Genomic DNA, 17,064 nt, shown 5'->3' with positions numbered 1-17,064 from the left:
ACTTAGCTCGTAACTATCGCGCCGCTTACGCACGCCTGGACCTCGCAATCCGCGCGTCGATTGCGTATGTAGGGCATGACAGCGTTGTCATAAGAAGGAAGAGCGCATGGCGCCGACGGGGAAATCGGAAAAAGGCGGCGAGGTTCTGGTGCTGCTGGGCGGGGGCGGCGATCTGGCCCTGCGCATGCTGCTGCCGTCCCTGTATTTCCTGGAGGCTGACCGCCTGCTCCCCGAAGGGCTGCGCATCTTCGGCGTCGCCCGGCATGAGCTGGACCGCGACGGCTATATCAGCCTGGTGCGTGAAAACCTGCTGAAGCGCGGCGGCAAGGACGACGGCGCCTGGGCCCGCCTGGTCGAGCGTCTCGACTACGTGGCCGGCGACCTGACCAAGCCGGAAGGCGCCAAGGCCCTGGCCGAGAAGATCGGCGAGCATGGCCAACTGACCATTTTCTTCGCCCTGTCGCCCAGCCTGTACGCGCCGGTGTGCGCGGCCCTGCAGGCGGCTGGCCTGACCCACGACAACACGCGCCTGGTGCTGGAGAAGCCGATCGGCCGCGACTTCGAGACCTCGCAACAGATCAACGAGGCCGTGGGGCAGGTGGTGACGGAGCGGCAGATTTTCCGCATCGACCACTATCTGGGCAAGGAGACGGTCCAGAACCTGATGGCGCTGCGTTTCGCCAACGTGCTGTTCGAACCGCTGTGGAACGCCCAGTCCATCGACCACGTGCAGATCACCGTGGCCGAGACCGAAGGCGTCGGCGAGCGCTGGCCCTATTACGACGAGTACGGCGCCCTGCGGGACATGTTGCAGAACCACATGCTGCAGCTCCTGTGTCTGGTGGCCATGGAGCCGCCGTCCGGCCTGGACCCTGACGCGGTGCGTTCGGAGAAGGTGAAGGTCCTGCGCTCTCTGCGCCCGTTCACCGCCGAGACCGCCGCCGCCCATTCGGTGCGCGGCCAGTACCTGCATGGCGTGGTCGAGGGCAAAGAGGTGAAGGGCTATCTGGAGGAGGTCGGCAAGAAGACCGACACCGAGACCTTCGTGGCGCTCAAGACCTATGTGGATAACTGGCGCTGGGCCGGCGTGCCGTTCTTCCTGCGCACGGGCAAGCGCCTGCCGGAGCGGCGCACCCAGATCGTCATCCAGTTCAAGCGCGTGCCGCACTCCATCTTCGACGGCGAGGGGCGTCACGACCTGGTGGCCAACCGCCTGGTCATCGACCTGCAGCCGGACGAGGACATCAAGCTGCTGATGATGAACAAGCAGCCCGGCCTGGACGCCGACGGCATGCGCCTGCAGGCCCTGCCCCTGTCGCTGAGCCTGGCCGCCGCGTTCGGGGGCCGCCGCCGCATCGCCTATGAGCGGCTGCTGCTGGACGTGTTCAAGGGCGACCGCACCCTGTTCGTGCGCCGCGACGAGGTGGAGCAGGCCTGGGCCTATGTGGACGGCGTCGCCGACGCCTGGGCCGCTGCGGGCATCAAGCCGACGACCTATCCCGCCGGCGCCTGGGGCCCGTCCACGTCCGCCGACCTGATCGCCACCAAGGGCCGCGCCTGGAATGGTTGAGATCGAGACCTTCGACAGCCGTGAAGCCGCCTATGACGCGGCGGCCGAGGCCATGGCCGAGGCCCTGCGCGCCGGTCTGCGGGCCAAGGGCTACGCCAGCCTGGCGGGCGCCGGGGGCACGACCCCCGCGCCGGTTTATGAGCGGCTGTCGGATGTGGATCTGGCCTGGGGGCAGGTGACCGCCGCCCTGGTTGACGAGCGCTTCGTCCCCAACAACGCCCCGGACAGCAACGAGAAGCTGATGCGCGAGCATCTGCTGAAGGGGCGCGCGGCGGCCGCGAAGTTCCTGCCCATGTATTCCGACGGCTCGCCCAGCGAGGCGGCCTCGGTGGCGTCCAAGTCGCATGCCAAGATCCTGCCGCTGGACGCCGTTCTGCTGGGCATGGGCGAGGACGGCCATTTCGCCTCCCTGTTCCCCGGCAACCCGGCGCTGGACGAGGGGCTGGACCTGTCGTCGCGCAAGGTGGTGCTGGCCGCGCCGGCCGGCGAGCCGGCCCCGCCGCAGACGCGACTAACCTTCACCCTGGCCGCTCTGGCCCAAAGCCGCGCCCTGATCCTGCTGGTCACCGGCCCTGCCAAGAAGGCGGTGGTGGAGGCGGCGCTGGCCGATCCCGCGCGTTATCCCATCGGCGCCGTGCTGGCGCAGACCAAAGCCCCTGTCCGCGTCCTCTGGGCCGCGTGAGGAAGACCATGTCCGCTCCCCTGAACAAGACCGTCGCCGAAGTCACCGCCCGCATCGTCGAGCGCAGCCGAGAGACCCGCACCGCCTATCTGGCGCAGGTGGACGCCGCCGCCGCGGCCGGCCCCGGCCGGGCCAAGCTGTCCTGCGCCAACTGGGCTCACGCCTTCGCGGCGGAGGAGGTCCAGGACAAGCTGCGGGTCATGGACCTGAACGCGCCGAACATCGGCATCGTCTCGGCCTATAACGACATGCTCTCGGCCCACCAGCCGCTGAAGCGCTATCCAGACATCATCAAGGCGGCGGCCCGCGAAGTCGGCGCCACGGCCCAGTTCGCCGGCGGCGTGCCCGCCATGTGCGACGGCGTCACCCAGGGCCGTCCCGGCATGGAGCTGTCGCTGTTCTCGCGCGAGGTGATCGCCATGGCCACGGCCGTGGCCCTGACCCACGACGCTTTCGACGCCACCCTGGCGCTTGGCGTCTGCGACAAGATCGTTCCGGGCCTGGTGATGGGAACCCTGACCTTCGGCCACCTGCCGGCGATCTTCGTGCCTGCCGGTCCCATGACCTCGGGCCTGCCCAACAGCGAGAAGGCCCGCGTGCGCGCCCTCTATGCCGAGGGCAAGGTGGGCCGTGACGAGCTGCTGGCGGCGGAGAGCGCCTCCTACCACGGCCCCGGCACCTGCACCTTCTACGGCACGGCCAACTCCAACCAGATGCTTATGGAGCTGATGGGCCTGCACTTGCCGGGAAGCGCCTTCGTGCATCCCAACACGCCCCTCCGTGACGCCCTGGTCCGCGCCGCCGCCCACCGCGCCGCCGCGATTACCGGCAAGGGCAACGCCTTCAGCCCCAGCGGCCGGGTCATCGACGAGAAGGCCATGGTCAACGGCGTGGTCGGCCTGATGGCCACCGGCGGCTCGACCAACCATGCCCTGCATCTGCCCGCCATGGCGCGTGCGGCGGGCATCCAGCTGGAGCTGGAGGACATGGACGAGCTGTCGGCGGTGGTGCCGCTGCTGGCCCGCGTCTATCCGAACGGCTCGGCCGACGTGAACCAGTTCCATGCCGCCGGGGGCATGGCCTTCGTCACGCGCGAGCTGCTGAACGCCGGCCTGGCCCACGAGGATGTCCTGACCGTGGCCGGCCACGGCCTGTCGCGCCTGACCCAGGAGCCGCATCTGGATGGCGAGACCCTGGTCTGGAAGGATGGCGCGTCGGAGAGCCTGGACCGCGAGATTCTGCGCCCGGTCAGCGACCCCTTCCAGCATGAGGGCGGCCTGCGCCTGCTGAAGGGCGGCTTGGGCCGGGGGGTCATCAAGACCAGCGCCGTGAAGCCGGAGCACCGCACTGTCACCGCGCCGGCCGTCGTGTTCGAGACCCAGGAAGACTTCCTGGCCGCCTTCAAGCGTGGCGAACTGGACCGCGACTTCATCGCCGTGGTCCGCTTCCAGGGCCCCGCCGCCAACGGCATGCCGGAGCTGCACAGCCTGTCGCCGGCCCTGGGCGTGCTGCTGGATCGTGGGTTCAAGGTGGCTCTCGTCACCGACGGCCGCATGTCCGGCGCCTCGGGCAAGACGCCTGCCGCCATCCACGTGACGCCGGAAGCCGCCAATGGCGGTCCGCTGGCCTATGTGCGCGATGGCGACATGGTGCGCCTGGACGCCGACAACGGCGTGCTCGACATCCTGGTGGACGCCGCCGAGCTGCGCGCCCGTCCGGCGGCGGTGAAGCCGGCGGACCTGCACGGCTTCGGCCGCGAGCTGTTCGGCTGGATGCGCCAAGGCGCCGGCCCCGCGGATCGCGGGGCGAGCGTCTTCTACGCCTGAAGCTCTTCTCCTGCCCCGCTTGCGGGGGAGGAGACTAGTCGAACGAGATCGGCAGGAGCTTCTCGTAGAGCCTGCGGGACGCGCCGTAGCACTCGCAGGTCATGGCTTCGAGGCCCTGGCGGTCAAGGATGTCGACGATGCCCCGGCGGTAGCGGATCAGGCCCTTGGCCTGCAGCGCGCCGGCCACGGCGGTTACAGTGGTCCGCTGCACGCCCAGCATGTCGGCCAGGAATTCCTGGGTCAGGCTGACGGTGTCCACATCAATGCGGTCATGGCAGGTCAGCAGCCAGCGGCAGAAGCGCGCCTCCACCGAATGCAGGGCGTTGCAGGCCACGGACTGGATGGCGTGACCGAACAGGGCGTCCGAGTGCTTGTGGATCAACTGCTGCAAGGTGACGCTGCGTTTGACCACGTCCTGGAACTGGCTGACCCCTATGCGGGATGCGGAGCCCGGCACCTGGACGATGGCGCGCGACAGCGAGATGCGTGGCGTGAACGCCGCGCCCAGGCCCAGCCCGCCTTCACGACCGATAGTCGAGGATTCGATCGCCGCGCCGCTTTCCATAAGCGTCATCAAGGAGATGACGCAGTCATGAGGAAAATAAACGGTCTCTACGGGATCGCCTGGATCATAGAGCAAGCGTCCCTTCTCGAACTCCACTTGGGTGAGATGGGCGGATACCAGGCTGTAGTCGTCCGGGGGTAGGGATGCGAGAAATCTGTTCTTCACCGGACGGCGGGTTCCTTAGCTTTGCCTGGGAATCACAACGCGACCCCCACAGCGAGGGTTGCAAGCTATAGGCAGGTGAAACCGGGCGCCGTCAGGTAGCCGACACAAATGCCCGCAGGCGTTCAGAAAAGCAGAAACCCCGTGCTGGTAAGGCACGGGGCGCTGCGAATTTATCACTCGTCTTGGTTTTGTCGGGTTCCCGACTTTTGTTCTCAGGCACGCCGCCGTTTCTCTAGAAAAGGCGGTGCGATTACAGCGTCACGCTGCATTCAGCGTCGTCGGCCGCTTCCGCTTGCGGCCCAGGTGATAGGCCGCGCCGACACCCGCCATAGCCAAGGCGGCGACCCCGACGGTCGCCAGAGGACGCATCTGGACCGTCGAGAACAGGCTGGTCTCCCGGACCTTGGGGTAATAGCTGCGCTCCCGCAGGTCTTGTCCGGCCTCATGAAGGTTGTCGCTGTGGACCACCTTGCGACCGGAGCGATCGGTGGACATGCGGGGCGTAAAGCGCGCCAGGGCGCGCTCCATCGCGTGCGGCCACGCGCTCCAGGCCAGGGTCTGCAACACGCCGCCGCCGCCCACGGTCATCTCACGAACCGGATGCTCGGCGGCGTAGAGGATCGCCTGGGCCACCAGCGGCGTGGCGTAGATCGGCGCGGGATTGCGCACCGGATGGCCCGTATAGTTGCGGGCGTGGTCCTTGTAAGGGGTGTCGATGGCGCTGGGCTTGATGTGCGTCACCGCGATGGGTGCCTTCTGCTCCATCAGCTCCATGCGCAGGGCGTTGGTGAAGCCGCGCACCGCGTGCTTGGACGCGGAATAGGCGCCCTGGGTGGGGATCGCGAGGTCGCCGAGGACCGAGCCGACATTGATCACCGTGCCGCCGGCGGGCCGATTGCGCAGATGCTCCACAGCCGTCAGGGAGCCATGGACGACCCCCCAATAGTTGGTGTCGAACAGCTTGCGTTGGTCTTCCAGCGGCACGCGGGTCACGTCGCCGAAGATCGACACCCCGGCGTTGTTCACCCAGGTATCGAAGCCGCCGAACCTTTCCACCGCCTGCTCGGCCAAGCGCCGCACATGATCAGCGTCCCCCACGTCGGTGACGCAGTACGCCACGTCGGCGCCCCTGTTGCGCAGGTCATGGCAGACGTCTTTGAGCGCATCCCCATTGCGCGCGGCCAGCAACAGCCGCGCGCCACGCGCCGCCGCGGCCCGGGCTGTGGAAAGCCCGATGCCGGACGTCGCGCCGGTGATGACGATGACCTGCTCGCGCAGGGGTTTGAGCTTCAGCTTTCCCCGATGTCTGGCCATGTCAGTGCAGATCGAGGTTTGCCCGATCACCCATGTCAGGCTGTTGCCCGGTGATGTTGGCCCGCGCCACTTCCCAGGCGAAGCGAATGGGGCCGCCCTTGGAGATCCATAGGGCCGCATCCTCCACGTCGAGGCACAGCATGGTCAGGCGTGGATCGTCCTTGCCCTCGGGGTACCAGGCGGCGACGACCGGATTCCAGTACTTCTCGACGCGGGCATGATCGCGCATCTGCATCAGGTGGCCGCCGATGCAGGCTTGGAAATCGCCATCCTTGGATTGGATGGTGAACATGGCCATTTCGCCATTCTCGACGGCGCGCGCCAGATCGGTGTCCTTCAAGCTGAAGAACCAGATCTTGCCGGTCTCAGGCTCCGCATACGCGGTCATCGGCTGGAAATGTTGGCTGGAGTTGGTGAGGCCGAGCATCCCGAAACGGGCGTCGTCGATCTCCTTCCAAAGGCGCTTTTCCACGGCGGCCTTGTCGTTCACGTCGGTGGACATGGCGAGTGCTCCCAAATGTTTGTGTTTAGGGAGAACCGCTGACGCCAGAAGGGGTTCCGGTCAGAACGGCCCGTGTTTGCCCACGCTCTCGAAACGGGCGTCCTCGGCCTTGTGGAAGAACTGCGAGGCGATAAGCCAGGCCTTCACAGGCCGCAGGGTGCCCAGGCAGCCCACGGTGAAGAGCGGCAGGGTGAAGAGGAAGTGGAACCAGATCGGCGGCTGGTAGGCGATCTCGATCCAGGCGAACAGCGCCATGATCGCGCAGCCGATGCCGGTCATGACGAAGAACGCCGGACCGTCCGCTGGATCCGCGAAGCCGTAGTTCAACCCGCAGACGTTGCAGGCGGGCGCCACCTTCAAAAAGCCCTCGAACAGCTTCCCCTCGCCGCAACGGGGGCAGCGGCAGCGCAAGCCGCTGATAATGGGGGCGGGGGGCGTATGGACGTCGTTCGGATCCGTCATGGCTTGGCTCGCCTACAATCTTGAGGTAGATGCATACAATCAATCAGTAATGTATGCATTCGAGAGCTGCATTGCAATGACGACCGAAGACGCCATCGCCGCTGAGGTGGGAACTCGCGAAGGACCCGTTTATGTCCGGATCGCCGATGCGATTCAGGCGGCGGTTCTGAGCGGCGGCATCCAGCCGGGCGACCGCCTGCCGGCGCAGCGCAGTCTGGCGGCGCGGCTGGCCGTGGACTTCACCACCATCACCCGCGCTTACGGTCTGGCCCGCGAACGCGGGCTGCTGGAGGGAGAGGTCGGACGCGGCACCTTCATCCGCTCCACGGCGGGGGAGGAGATCCGCTCCGTCGTCGATCTGTCCATGAACGTGCCGCCGCAGCCGTTCGGGATTTCGCTGGCGGCGGCGCTGGATGAAGAGTTGTCGCGCATCCTGAAGCGCAGCGACTTGGCGGCGGTCATGGCCTATCGCGCCGCCACGGGAGCCGCGCCTGAGCGCGCTGCGGGCGCCCGCTGGCTTCGCCTCGTGCTGGGCGAGGTCGATCCGGGGCGGGTGGTCGTCACGGCCGGGGCCCAGGCCGGGCTGAACGCGGTGATGCAGGTGCGGCTTAAGGCGGCTGACAGCCTGGTCGTCGACGCCCTGACCTATCCCGGTCTGATCTCCGCCGCGCGCCAACGGGGCTTGAGGTTGATTCCCGTTGAGGCGGACGAGGAAGGCATGTCGCCTGACGCGCTTGAAGCCGCCTGCCGCGATGGAGCGAAGGCGCTTTATATAGTGCCGACACTCTATAACCCGTCCGCCGGCACCCTGAGCGAGACGCGTCGCCGGCGCCTGGCGGAGATCGCCCGCAAGCATGACCTCGTCATCCTGGAGGACGACGCCTACGGCCGGCTGCCGGACGAGTCCATGCCCGCCTTGGCGGCCTTCGCGCCCGAACGGACCTTTCATGTGGCCACCTTGTCCAAGTCTCTGTCGCCCGGCCTGCGCACCGCCTTTGTGGTGGCGCCGGACGAGGCGGCGGCGCGAGAGACGGCCGACGCCGCTCACGCTCAGGCCATGATGCCGGCGCCATTGATGAGCGCGGTGTTCGCGGGCTGGGTGCAGTCTGGAACGGCTGAGGCCTTGCTGGCGGGGGTCCGGACCGAGGCCGCCGCCCGCCGGGCCATCGCGGCCGAGGTGCTGCCGGCGGCCAGGGGCGGGGCGAACAGCCTGCACGTCTGGCTCGACCTGCCGGCGCGGCTGGATCGTCTGGCTCTGGCGGAGCAGGCGCGGGAGCGCGGCCTGGGCGTGGCGACGTCGGATCTATTCTCCGCGGGGCCGCCGCCCAACGGCCTGCGCCTGTCCCTCGGCGCGCCGGGTACGCGCGCCAGCCTGACGCGAGGCCTGAAAGCGCTGGCGGAGCTGACCGCATAGAAAAAGCCGCCCGGACGGACCGGGCGGCTTCTCCAATTCCGCGATCGCGGCGCGCGCTTAGTTGCGCGGCGTGACCTGGGCCGAGGAGACCCAGCCGCGGTTGCCGTTCTCGTCGTCCACTTCCATCCAGACGCCATTGCGCTGGCCGGTGGGGTAGAGGATGTCGCCGGCGTCGACCGGAACCACGACCTTGCCGGTCGGGGCGGCGGTGGCGCGCAGTTGGGTGGCGACCTTGGCGGTCTGGCCGGCGGCCGGGGCGTTGGCCGAAGCCTGGCCCGGGACCTGGGCCCGCATGTAGTTCACGAGGTCGACGTAGGCGTTGAAGTACGCCGCCGTGATGACCTTGCCGATTTCAGTGTCCGAATAGCCGCCTGCCACCGCGCCGAAGCCGCCGCCGTAGCCGCCGCCGCCCAGCGACAGGTCGGTCTTCTGGGCGGTGCCTTCGGCGATGTAGAGCTGCTCGGTGGTGCGGGCGTCGACCAGGGTGATCAGGGTGTGCGCCTGAGCCTTCTTGGTCTTCAGGTTGCCGGCCAGGAAGCCGACCGGTCCGGGCATGAAGCCGCTGACGGCGCCCAGGTTCATGCCGCCGGCGTTGGCGTTCGAATTGGCGATGTCCGGCACGATGAAGAAGTCGGCGGCCTTGACCTGGCCCTTGCCGATGTTCGACCCGCGAGCCAGCTCGCCGCCCAGCTCACGTTCGCCCTGGCGCATGGCCAGGCCGCCGTTGCGGTCGACGATGCGCAGGCAGCCCGAGCGCATGGCGAACAACTTCAGCAGGGATTCCGGATTGGACAGGCCCAGCGAGGTCCACCATTGGTTTTCCGGCTCTTGGATGGCGGCGGTGCCCAGCGGCTGCGCGCACTTCGGAAGTTCCGGCGTGGCCGTGTTCTTCGGACCCTTCTTGTCCATGCCGTATTGCGCGGCGGCGGGTTGAGCCAGGCCCAGCAGGGCCGTCGCCGCGACAGCGGCAGTCAAGATCTTTCGCATGTGTAATTCCCCAGATACGGGCGCCCGTGTAACGCAACGCCGTCCCAAGGCCAAGATCGCGCAGACCGTCGTTCGGTTAAAGGCTCGTAATGTGCGACTAAAAGCCTAAAATCCGCCCGTAACGATCACGATGATACGTGGTCCCGCCGAACAACGCCTCCGCGACGCGAGCCCTTTTCATGTAAAGGCCTGCATCGTGTTCGTCGGTCATACCGATGCCGCCGTGCATTTGCACCATTTCGATTGAAGCCAGGTGCAGGATTTCGTTGGCGCGGGCCTTGGCCAGAGAGGCGGTGGCGCGCGCATCTTGGCCGGCGTCGATGGCCTCCAGCGCCGCTTCGACGCAGGAACGGGTCATCTCCAGATCGGTGAACATCTTGGCCGCGCGGTGCTGCAGGGCCTGGAACGTGCCGATCACCTGACCGAACTGCGTGCGGGTCTTCAGATATTCCAGCGTGATCTCGAAGGCCTGTGTCGCCGTGCCCAGCATCTCGGCCGCCAGACCCGCGCGGGCGCGGTCCAGGGTCGGCTCCAGCACCGCCCAGCCCTTGTCGACCTCGCCCAGCACCGCGTCGGCGCCGACCTCGACGCCCTCGAAAACGATCTTGGCCGCGCCCCGGCTGTCGGCCAGGGACAGGTGAGTGCGGGTGACGCCGGGCGCGTCGCCGGCCACCAGGAACAGGGTGATGCCGTCCGTTCCCTTGCCGCTGGTGCGGGCGGCGACGATCAGCAGGTCGGCGGCCTCGCCGTCCAGCACGAAGGTCTTGGTTCCGTTCAGCACCCAGCCGCCGCCGGTCTTCTCGGCCTTCAGGGCGGTCTTCTCCGGCGCGTGGTGAGAGCCCTCGTCGATCGCCAGGGTGGCGACGATCTCGCCGCCGGCGATCTTGGGCAGCCATTCGGCCTTCTGCGCCTCTGATCCGCCCAAGGTCAGGGCCGAGGCCGCCGTCAGGGCTGTGGAGATCAGGGGAGAGGCGGCCAGGGTGCGGCCCGTCTCCTCCAGCACCAGACCCAGGCTCAGATAGCCGAAGGCCGAGCCGCCGTGCTCTTCCGGCACGATGACCCCGGCCCAGCCCATCTGGCCCATCTCGGCCCAGGTCGGGGCGTCGAAGGTCGCCTTGGACTTGCCGTCGCGCAGCTTGCGCAGGGCGGTGGTCGGAGCGTTCTCCTGGGTCCATTCGCGCGCGGCGTCGCGCAGCATGGTCTGTTCTTCGTTGAGCACGGCCATGGCGGTTCTCCCTTGTTCTCTATGGGCCTTATTGGTGGTCCAGCAGGCCAAGCACCCGCTTGGCCACGACGTTCAGGTTCACCTCGCTGGTGCCGCCCTCGATGGAGTTGCCTTTCGAGCGCAGCCAGCCGCGGGTCACGGCCAGTTCGTCCTTGGCGAAGCCTTCGCCTTCCCAGCCCAGACCTTGCAGACCCATGGCCTCGACCATCAGCTCGAAGCGGTCCTGGTTCATCTTGGCGGCCGCGTACTTGATGATCGACACGGCGGCGCTGGGGCCCTTGCTGGCCTTGGACTCCGCCTCGGCCCGGCGCACGGTCAGCATGAAGGCGTGAGCGTCCATCCGATGAGCGGCGATGCGGGCGCGCAGGTCGCCGTCATCGATGCGGCCTTGCTCGTCGAGGCCGATCTCCTTCTTGGCCACCTCGACCAGATCGAGGCCGCCGCCGGAGCCGAAGCCGGAGGACGAGATGTTTTGGCGTTCGTATTGCAGCAGGCGCTTGGCGATCTCCCAGCCGCCGTTCAGCTTTCCGACCATCTGGTCCTTGGGGACCTTCACATTATCGAAGAAGGTCTCGCAGAAGGGGGACGAGCCGCTGATCAGCTTGATCGGCCGCGCCTCGACGCCAGGTGTCGTCATGTCGAACAGGACGAAGCTGATGCCCTCGTGCTTCTTGGAGGTGTCGGTGCGGACCAGGCAGAAGATCCAGTCGGCCTGGTCGGCGTAGCTGGTCCACACCTTCTGGCCGTTGATCAGGAAGTGGTCGCCCTTGTCCTCGCACTTGGTCTGCAGGGCCGCGAGGTCAGAGCCCGCGCCCGGTTCGGAATAGCCCTGGCACCAACGGGTCTCGCCCTTGATGATCGAGGGGATGAACTTCTGCTTCTGCTCCTCGGTGGCGTATTCCAGCAGGACGGGGCCGAGCATCCACAGGCCGAAGCTCATCAGGGCCGGGCGGGCGCGGATGCGCCGCAGCTCCTGTTCCAGCACCTTGTTCTCGTCCTTGGACAGGCCGCCGCCGCCGTATTCCTTGGGCCACATGGGCGCGGTCCAGCCCTTGGCGGCCATGCGGTCCAGCCACAGCTTGGCGTCGGGGTTCTTCCAGGTGAACTTGCGGCCGCCCCACGGCGCGTCGTCTTCCCCCATCGGGGCGTTGAGAGAAGCGGGGTAGTTCTCCGCCAGCCAGGCCCGCGTTTCGGCCCGGAAGGCCTCCAGATCGGTTCCGCCGAAATCGGCCATGGCCGTCCTCCCTCGAAATGCTCTTGTCGTTAGGACAAACATGCCCTTGGGGCGAGCGGGGACGCAAGCTGATTCAAACGATTGTTTGCGTCGTCGCGGTGCGTCATCGCAATGGTTGAGACTGTCATCGCCCGCGCGTACCCAAGGGACATGACTCCGATCCGCGAGATTCGGGCGGCCCTGCTTGCGGTGGCGCCGACATTGGCCTCCATCCTAGCGGCCGTGGCAGGCGTCATGCTGCTCACTTCCGGCGCGACGCCGTCGGAGCCGGAGCGTTTCGTCTTCCTGCTGCGCGTCGCGCCGCAGTGGCTGATCGAGGCCAGCCACACCCTGTCCTCCATGATCGGCCTGCTGCTGCTGATGCTGGCCTTCGGTCTGCGGGCGCGGATCGACGCGGCCTGGGGGGCGGCTGTCTGCCTGCTCACCGTGGCGACCGTCCTGGCCGTGCTCAAGGGCCTGAACTGGGAAGAAGCCTTGCTGCTGGGTGTGTCCGCCCTGGTCATGACGCCCCTGCATCCGGCGTTCCCGCGCAAGTCGCGCCTGATGCAGATGGAGCTGACCCCCGGCTGGATGTTCTCCGCCGTGGCGGTGCTGCTGGGCGCTTGGCTCATCGGGCGGTGGGCCTTCTTCCACGCCGATTACCGCAGCCAGCCCTGGTGGCGGGCCCTGGCGGACGAGGATTACATGCGCACCGTGCGTTCGTCGGCGGGCGCGGCGGTGCTGCTGCTGACCATCGGGGTCTGGCGCCTGTTCGCCACCACGGCGACGCCCAAGGTGATCGGCGACGCCGACGAGGATTTCGCCAAGGTCCGGGCCATCCTGGCCTCGGCCGAGAACGCCGAGCCGGAATCCAACCTCGCCCTGCTGGGCGACAAGCGTTTCCTGTTCTCGTCCTCGGGCCAGAGCTTCCTGATGTTCGGGGTGCGCGGCCGCTCCTGGATCGCCATGGGCGGGCCGGTGGGCCAGCGGGACGAGCGTATGGACCTGCTCTGGCGTTTCCGTGAAATGGCGGACGCCCACGGGGCCCGAACCGCGCTCTATGGTTTGGACCCTGAAGACCTGCCCGACGTGGTCGAACTGGGCTTCTCCATTCAGAAGACGGGCGAAAGCGCGGTCGTCCAGCTTGAAGGCTTCTCGCTCGCGGGCCGTCGCCGCGAGGTTTTGCGCCGCAACTGGCGCAAGGCCGGCGAGGGCGGCGCCCTGTTCGAGGTGATCGAGGCCGGCGCCGCCAGCGCGGTCATGGATGATCTGCAGGCGGTGTCCGACGCCTGGCTGGGCCGTCACGCCGGAGGGGAGAAGAGCTTCTCCATGGGCAGCTTCAGCCCGCGCTATGTCTGTGAGTTCCCCACCGCCCTGGTGCGGGTGGAAGGCAAGATCGTCGCCTTCGCCACGCTCTGGACCACGCCGGACAAGTCCACCTTCTCCATGGACCTGATGCGCTATTCCGATGGTGCGCCGCCCAACATCATGGACTTCCTGTTCGTCGAGCTTCTGCATTGGGGCCGCGACCAGGGCTATGCCGGCTTCGAGTTCGGCGTCGCGCCGCTAGCTGGGCTGGAGGACCGCCGTCTTGCGCCGATCATGTCGCGCATCGGCCACCTGGTCTTCGAGCGCGGCGAGGACATCTACAATTTCCGGGGCGTCCGCCGGTACAAGGACAAGTACGATCCGCTCTGGCGCCCGCGCTATGTGGCCGCCCCGCACAAGTGGGTCATCCCCCTGCTGATGGCAGATGTGGGCCTGTTGTCCAGCGGCGGCGTCGCCGGCCTGACCAAGCGCCCGAAGGAGCCGAAAAAGGCGGCCTAACGCCCGGTCTGCACGCCCATCAGGTTGGCCAGATGGACCAGCATCATCAGCAGTCCGAAGGCTGAAACCATCATCATCGGGCGCCACGGAATCATGCGGGGGCCCTTGGCCGGATTCGATGGCTGAGCCCCGCGCCAGCCGCAAAATACGGTGGCCGTCAAAAAGCCAAGGGCGGCGATCAGGGTGGTCGTCAGCGTCATGGCGCACACCTGCCCACGCCGGTTCGCGTATGCAAGCGTTCGTCCACAGACATTATCGCCAGACCCCAGATTTAGCGTTAACTCCGCGTTTACACACTAGGGCTCGCTGGCTAGCGTCCAGTGTGAAGAGTGCCTGGAGATCGATTCGATGAGCGCGGGGGCGCCGTGGAGCGTGAAGGGGATCGACCCCAAAGCGCGTGAGATCGCAAAGGATCTCGCCCGCCGCTCCGGCATGACGCTCGGCGAGTGGCTGAACCGCATGATCCTTGAGGATGATGCGCCGGACTTTGGCGACAGCGGTTATGGCGCCCGTCCGCAGGGCCACAACGTCCTCGATCATCCCCGTTCGCAGCGCGAGTCCTCGCGCTTCGACGCCTCCGGCTATCCCATCGACGACTCCGGGCGTATCGCCCTGGCGCTGGAGCGCTTGTCCGACCGCATCGAGGCCGCCGAGGCTCGCCAGGCCCGCGCCGTCACCGGCATCGACCATTCCGTCCGCAATGTGATCGCCCGCCTGGAGACCTCCGAGCGTGACGCGGTGGCTGTCGCCTCCCGTTTCGAAGGCGCGATCGCCGATCTGGGCGAAGAGCAGCGGCACATCGCCGACCGCATGCGTCGGATGGAGCAGGGTGGGGCGGACGCCGCCTCCACCGAGGCCATCAAGACCCTGGAAGGCGCCATCGGCAAGCTGGCCGGTCAGGTCTATGACACGGACGCCCGCACCAAGGCGGCGCTCGACGGCGTGAAGGCGTCGGCCGGCAAGGTCGACACGGACGCCCTGGTCGAGGCCGTCGTCGCGCGCGTGGCTCAGCGGCTGGAGGCGGCGGAGAGCAAGACCGCCGACGCCCTTCTGGAGCTCAGCGCATCTTTCATCACCCTCGACGAACGCCTCAAGGCCGTCGAGGGCGGGGCGGGGCTCGGCGGTGAGGGTCTTGGCGCCCTGGCCGCCGACCTCTCGCGCCGCATGGAGGCTGCCCGGGCGGAGATGACCGTCCAACTGGAGAAGTCCGCCGGCGGCCGCCTGAACAGCCTGGAAGCCTCCTTCCACACCCTGCAGTCCCACGTTGAAGCGGCCGAGCGCCGTTCCACCGGCGCCCTGGAGCGCATGGGCCGTGAGGTGATGTCCATCGCCGGCGCCATGAACGCCCGCATCAAGGAGGTCGAGGACCGCAACGCCGACGCTGTCGAGAAGATGGGGGCGGAGATCGCCCGCGTCGCCGCGACGACCGACGGCAAGCTGGCCCGCGCCGATCTTGTCCAGGCCCAAGCCCTGGAGCGTCTTGGCGGCGAAATCGCCCGCATCACCGAGCGCCTGTCCGAACGCATCGCCACCGCAGAGCAGCGCAACGCCCGCGCCATCGACGACGTGGGCGAGCAGGTGGCCCGCGTGGGCGAGCGCCTGACCGAACGCCAGGAACGTGTCACCAGCGAACTGACTGACCGCATCCGCCAGAGCGAGGAGCGCACCGCGCGCCTGCTGGAAGAAGCCCGCGAGAAGGTCGACGCCGGTCTGCAGGGCGCGCGCCGCCGCCTGGCCGACCCCATCGTCGAGGCGCCGTTCGAGGCTCCCGCCGAAACGCTCGCTCCGGCCCCCGAGGCCTCGTCCGAGACTACGGCCTTCGTCTCCGAAGGTGACGGCGCGGGGTCCTTCTCCGAAGGCCGCTTCTCCTTCTCCGAGGTTGGGGTCGAGGACAGCCGTCCGCCCCTGACCGCCCAGACCTTCGCCCGTCCGGCGGAGCCCGCGCCGGCGCCCAAGGCCGCCGCCGAACCCGAGCCGATAGAGCTGACCTCCCTGTTCGAGCCGGCTGACCCGGTGGAGCATGAGGACGCGCACGCCGCCCGGTCCCCGGACGACATCGGCTTCACGGACGAGGATTTCGACGCCGCCGACGGCTTCATTCCGCTGCACGAGTCCGAAGACGCCGCCGACAGCGCGGACCTGTTCGGCAGCGGCCAGAACTATCTGCTGACGCCGGACGCCGATCCGGAGCCTGTGCGCGTCCTGTCGACCCGCGAGGCGGTGGAGCAGGCCCGCGCCGCGGCCCGCGCCGCGCAGTCACCTTCCGAGACGCGGCCTTTCGTTCTGGCGTCCTCGGGCCATTCCCGCTCGATCTTCTCGGGACTCATGGGTTCGCGCCGGGGCGGCCGCCGCGCCGGTTCGTCCATGCAGACCGTGGCCTTCTTCGGCGCGGGCGTCGCCCTGCTGGGGATGATGACCACGGGCCTGGTGATGAGCAATCAGAACCCCGGCAAGGCGAGCAAGAGCGACGAGACCGCTCCGACCTCGCTGACGAACGCGCGCGCGGCTGTGGCGATCGCCACGCCCAATATCGCTTCGTCCATGGCGCCGGTCGTCACCGAGGACCAGACCAAGGCCTATGAGGCGGCTGTCCGCCGCATCGAAGCCGGCGACGACGCCGCGCTCGCGCCGCTGCGCAACATCGCCGAGGCGGGCCACCCCGCCGCCCAATTCTATCTGGCCAAGCTGTATGAGAATGGCGAAGCCGGTCTGAAGGCCAACCCGGCGGAAGCGCGCCGCTGGACCGAGCGCGCCGCCCAGGGCGGCGACCGCAAGGCCATGCACAATCTCGCCCTCTACTATTTCGAGGGACAGGGCGGTCAGAAGAACCCGGCCGTGGCCGCCGAGTGGTTCCGCAAGGCCGCCGATCTCGGCCTGGTGGACAGCCAGTACAATCTGGGCCGCATCTATGAGGCCGGCTTCGGGGTCGCGGCGAACGAGGCCGAGGCCTACAAGTGGTACCTGATCGCCGGCCGCGCGGGGGACGATGAGGCCCGCGCCAGCGCGGTGCGCCTCAAGCCCAAGCTGAGCGCCGAGGTCCAGGCGACGGCGGAACGCGCCGCCAACGGCTTCCGCGCCGCCGGCTCCGCGGCGCCCGCTTCGGCGACGGCCTCCGCCGGCACGGCCACCAGCCTGGTCACGGCTCAGAAGGCCCTGGCGCGGCTCGGCTACTATCAGGGCGCGCAGGATGGCGTGTCGTCGCCGGCCCTGCGCCTTGCCATCGCGGCCTACCAACGCGACCAGGGGCTCTCGTCGACCGGCAAGGCCGATCCGGAGCTGGTTGCGCGATTGGCGGCCTTCGCGCAGTGATGC

The 17,064-nt window shown here is 68.0% G+C and carries 14 protein-coding genes; 6 read left to right on the top strand and 8 right to left on the bottom strand.

Annotated elements, in window-relative coordinates; all coding sequences use genetic code 11:
- Positions 1 to 106: 106 nt before the first annotated feature.
- Genes zwf through edd form a run of 3 tightly spaced genes read left to right on the top strand, consistent with a single transcriptional unit; the run spans position 107 to position 4,078 of the window.
- A complete protein-coding gene (zwf, locus tag P7B02_RS16795) occupies positions 107 to 1,570 on the top strand; it encodes a glucose-6-phosphate dehydrogenase (protein ID WP_277787495.1) in 1,464 nt (487 codons plus the stop codon).
- Positions 1,563 to 2,252 (top strand): 6-phosphogluconolactonase, encoded by a 690-nt coding sequence (gene pgl / locus P7B02_RS16790; RefSeq protein WP_277787494.1) that lies wholly within the window; start codon positions 1,563 to 1,565, stop codon positions 2,250 to 2,252. Before zwf ends, pgl begins: the two co-directional genes overlap by 8 nt.
- 8 nt (positions 2,253 to 2,260) lie before the next feature.
- Positions 2,261 to 4,078, top strand: a complete 1,818-nt coding sequence (gene edd, locus P7B02_RS16785; RefSeq protein WP_277787493.1) for a phosphogluconate dehydratase — start codon at positions 2,261 to 2,263, stop codon at positions 4,076 to 4,078.
- 34 nt (positions 4,079 to 4,112) lie between these two features.
- On the opposite strand, the gene P7B02_RS16780 is transcribed toward edd, so the two are convergent.
- The 4 genes from P7B02_RS16780 to P7B02_RS16765 form a co-directional block, all read right to left on the bottom strand.
- Positions 4,113 to 4,808, bottom strand: a complete 696-nt coding sequence (locus tag P7B02_RS16780; protein WP_431355826.1) for a Crp/Fnr family transcriptional regulator — start codon at positions 4,806 to 4,808, stop codon at positions 4,113 to 4,115.
- A 258-nt stretch (positions 4,809 to 5,066) separates the two neighbouring features.
- Complete coding sequence (locus tag P7B02_RS16775) at positions 5,067 to 6,122, bottom strand: SDR family oxidoreductase (protein ID WP_277787491.1); 1,056 nt, start codon at positions 6,120 to 6,122, stop codon at positions 5,067 to 5,069.
- Between the two features lies 1 nt (position 6,123).
- Positions 6,124 to 6,624, bottom strand: a complete 501-nt coding sequence (locus P7B02_RS16770) for a pyridoxamine 5'-phosphate oxidase family protein (RefSeq protein WP_277787490.1) — start codon at positions 6,622 to 6,624, stop codon at positions 6,124 to 6,126.
- 60 nt (positions 6,625 to 6,684) lie between these two features.
- On the bottom strand, positions 6,685 to 7,086 hold the full coding sequence (locus tag P7B02_RS16765; protein WP_277787489.1) for a DUF983 domain-containing protein: 402 nt from the start codon (positions 7,084 to 7,086) through the stop codon (positions 6,685 to 6,687).
- 76 nt (positions 7,087 to 7,162) lie between these two features.
- Here P7B02_RS16765 and P7B02_RS16760 point away from each other — a divergent pair, with 76 nt between their 5' ends.
- The gene (locus tag P7B02_RS16760) at positions 7,163 to 8,500 is read left to right on the top strand and encodes a PLP-dependent aminotransferase family protein (RefSeq protein ID WP_277787488.1); all 1,338 of its coding nucleotides are present in this window, start codon (positions 7,163 to 7,165) and stop codon (positions 8,498 to 8,500) included.
- 57 nt (positions 8,501 to 8,557) lie between these two features.
- Here P7B02_RS16760 and P7B02_RS16755 read toward each other — a convergent pair whose 3' ends face one another.
- From P7B02_RS16755 to P7B02_RS16745, 3 genes are all read right to left on the bottom strand, one after another.
- Complete coding sequence (locus P7B02_RS16755; protein ID WP_277787487.1) at positions 8,558 to 9,487, bottom strand: SH3 domain-containing protein; 930 nt, start codon at positions 9,485 to 9,487, stop codon at positions 8,558 to 8,560.
- Positions 9,488 to 9,584: 97 nt separating this feature from the next.
- Positions 9,585 to 10,712 (bottom strand): acyl-CoA dehydrogenase family protein, encoded by a 1,128-nt coding sequence (locus P7B02_RS16750; protein WP_277787486.1) that lies wholly within the window; start codon positions 10,710 to 10,712, stop codon positions 9,585 to 9,587.
- A 28-nt stretch (positions 10,713 to 10,740) separates the two neighbouring features.
- Entirely contained in the window at positions 10,741 to 11,946 is a 1,206-nt protein-coding gene (locus P7B02_RS16745; protein ID WP_277787485.1) for an acyl-CoA dehydrogenase family protein, read from the bottom strand.
- A gap of 150 nt (positions 11,947 to 12,096) precedes the next feature.
- Here P7B02_RS16745 and P7B02_RS16740 point away from each other — a divergent pair, with 150 nt between their 5' ends.
- Complete coding sequence (locus P7B02_RS16740; RefSeq protein WP_277787484.1) at positions 12,097 to 13,752, top strand: bifunctional lysylphosphatidylglycerol flippase/synthetase MprF; 1,656 nt, start codon at positions 12,097 to 12,099, stop codon at positions 13,750 to 13,752.
- Here the strand turns inward: P7B02_RS16740 and P7B02_RS16735 are convergent.
- Complete coding sequence (locus P7B02_RS16735; protein WP_277787483.1) at positions 13,749 to 13,952, bottom strand: hypothetical protein; 204 nt, start codon at positions 13,950 to 13,952, stop codon at positions 13,749 to 13,751. The two genes, P7B02_RS16740 and P7B02_RS16735, sit on opposite strands and share 4 nt — an antisense overlap.
- Positions 13,953 to 14,100: 148 nt before the next feature.
- Here P7B02_RS16735 and P7B02_RS16730 point away from each other — a divergent pair, with 148 nt between their 5' ends.
- On the top strand, positions 14,101 to 17,061 hold the full coding sequence (locus P7B02_RS16730; protein WP_277787482.1) for a peptidoglycan-binding protein: 2,961 nt from the start codon (positions 14,101 to 14,103) through the stop codon (positions 17,059 to 17,061).
- The last annotated feature ends 3 nt before the right edge of the window (positions 17,062 to 17,064 follow it).

It is taken from the genome of Caulobacter segnis, from assembly GCF_029543125.1.
Classification (GTDB): domain Bacteria; phylum Pseudomonadota; class Alphaproteobacteria; order Caulobacterales; family Caulobacteraceae; genus Caulobacter; species Caulobacter segnis_D.
Note: the sequence above shows the minus strand (reverse complement) of the source record. Positions and strands in the feature narration are given on the sequence as shown.

Bases quoted from the DNA above. Each gene is read 5' to 3' on its own strand.
- zwf (WP_277787495.1), top strand. From the start codon at position 107: ATGGCGCCGACGGGGAAATCGGAAAAAGGCGGCGAGGTTCTGGTGCTG.
- pgl (WP_277787494.1), top strand. From the start codon at position 1,563: ATGGTTGAGATCGAGACCTTCGACAGCCGTGAAGCCGCCTATGACGCG.
- edd (WP_277787493.1), top strand. From the start codon at position 2,261: ATGTCCGCTCCCCTGAACAAGACCGTCGCCGAAGTCACCGCCCGCATC.
- P7B02_RS16775 (WP_277787491.1), bottom strand. From the start codon at position 6,122: ATGGCCAGACATCGGGGAAAGCTGAAGCTCAAACCCCTGCGCGAGCAG.
- P7B02_RS16770 (WP_277787490.1), bottom strand. From the start codon at position 6,624: ATGTCCACCGACGTGAACGACAAGGCCGCCGTGGAAAAGCGCCTTTGG.
- P7B02_RS16765 (WP_277787489.1), bottom strand. From the start codon at position 7,086: ATGACGGATCCGAACGACGTCCATACGCCCCCCGCCCCCATTATCAGC.
- P7B02_RS16760 (WP_277787488.1), top strand. From the start codon at position 7,163: ATGACGACCGAAGACGCCATCGCCGCTGAGGTGGGAACTCGCGAAGGA.
- P7B02_RS16755 (WP_277787487.1), bottom strand. From the start codon at position 9,487: ATGCGAAAGATCTTGACTGCCGCTGTCGCGGCGACGGCCCTGCTGGGC.
- P7B02_RS16750 (WP_277787486.1), bottom strand. From the start codon at position 10,712: ATGGCCGTGCTCAACGAAGAACAGACCATGCTGCGCGACGCCGCGCGC.
- P7B02_RS16745 (WP_277787485.1), bottom strand. From the start codon at position 11,946: ATGGCCGATTTCGGCGGAACCGATCTGGAGGCCTTCCGGGCCGAAACG.
- P7B02_RS16740 (WP_277787484.1), top strand. From the start codon at position 12,097: ATGACTCCGATCCGCGAGATTCGGGCGGCCCTGCTTGCGGTGGCGCCG.
- P7B02_RS16735 (WP_277787483.1), bottom strand. From the start codon at position 13,952: ATGACGCTGACGACCACCCTGATCGCCGCCCTTGGCTTTTTGACGGCC.
- P7B02_RS16730 (WP_277787482.1), top strand. From the start codon at position 14,101: ATGAGCGCGGGGGCGCCGTGGAGCGTGAAGGGGATCGACCCCAAAGCG.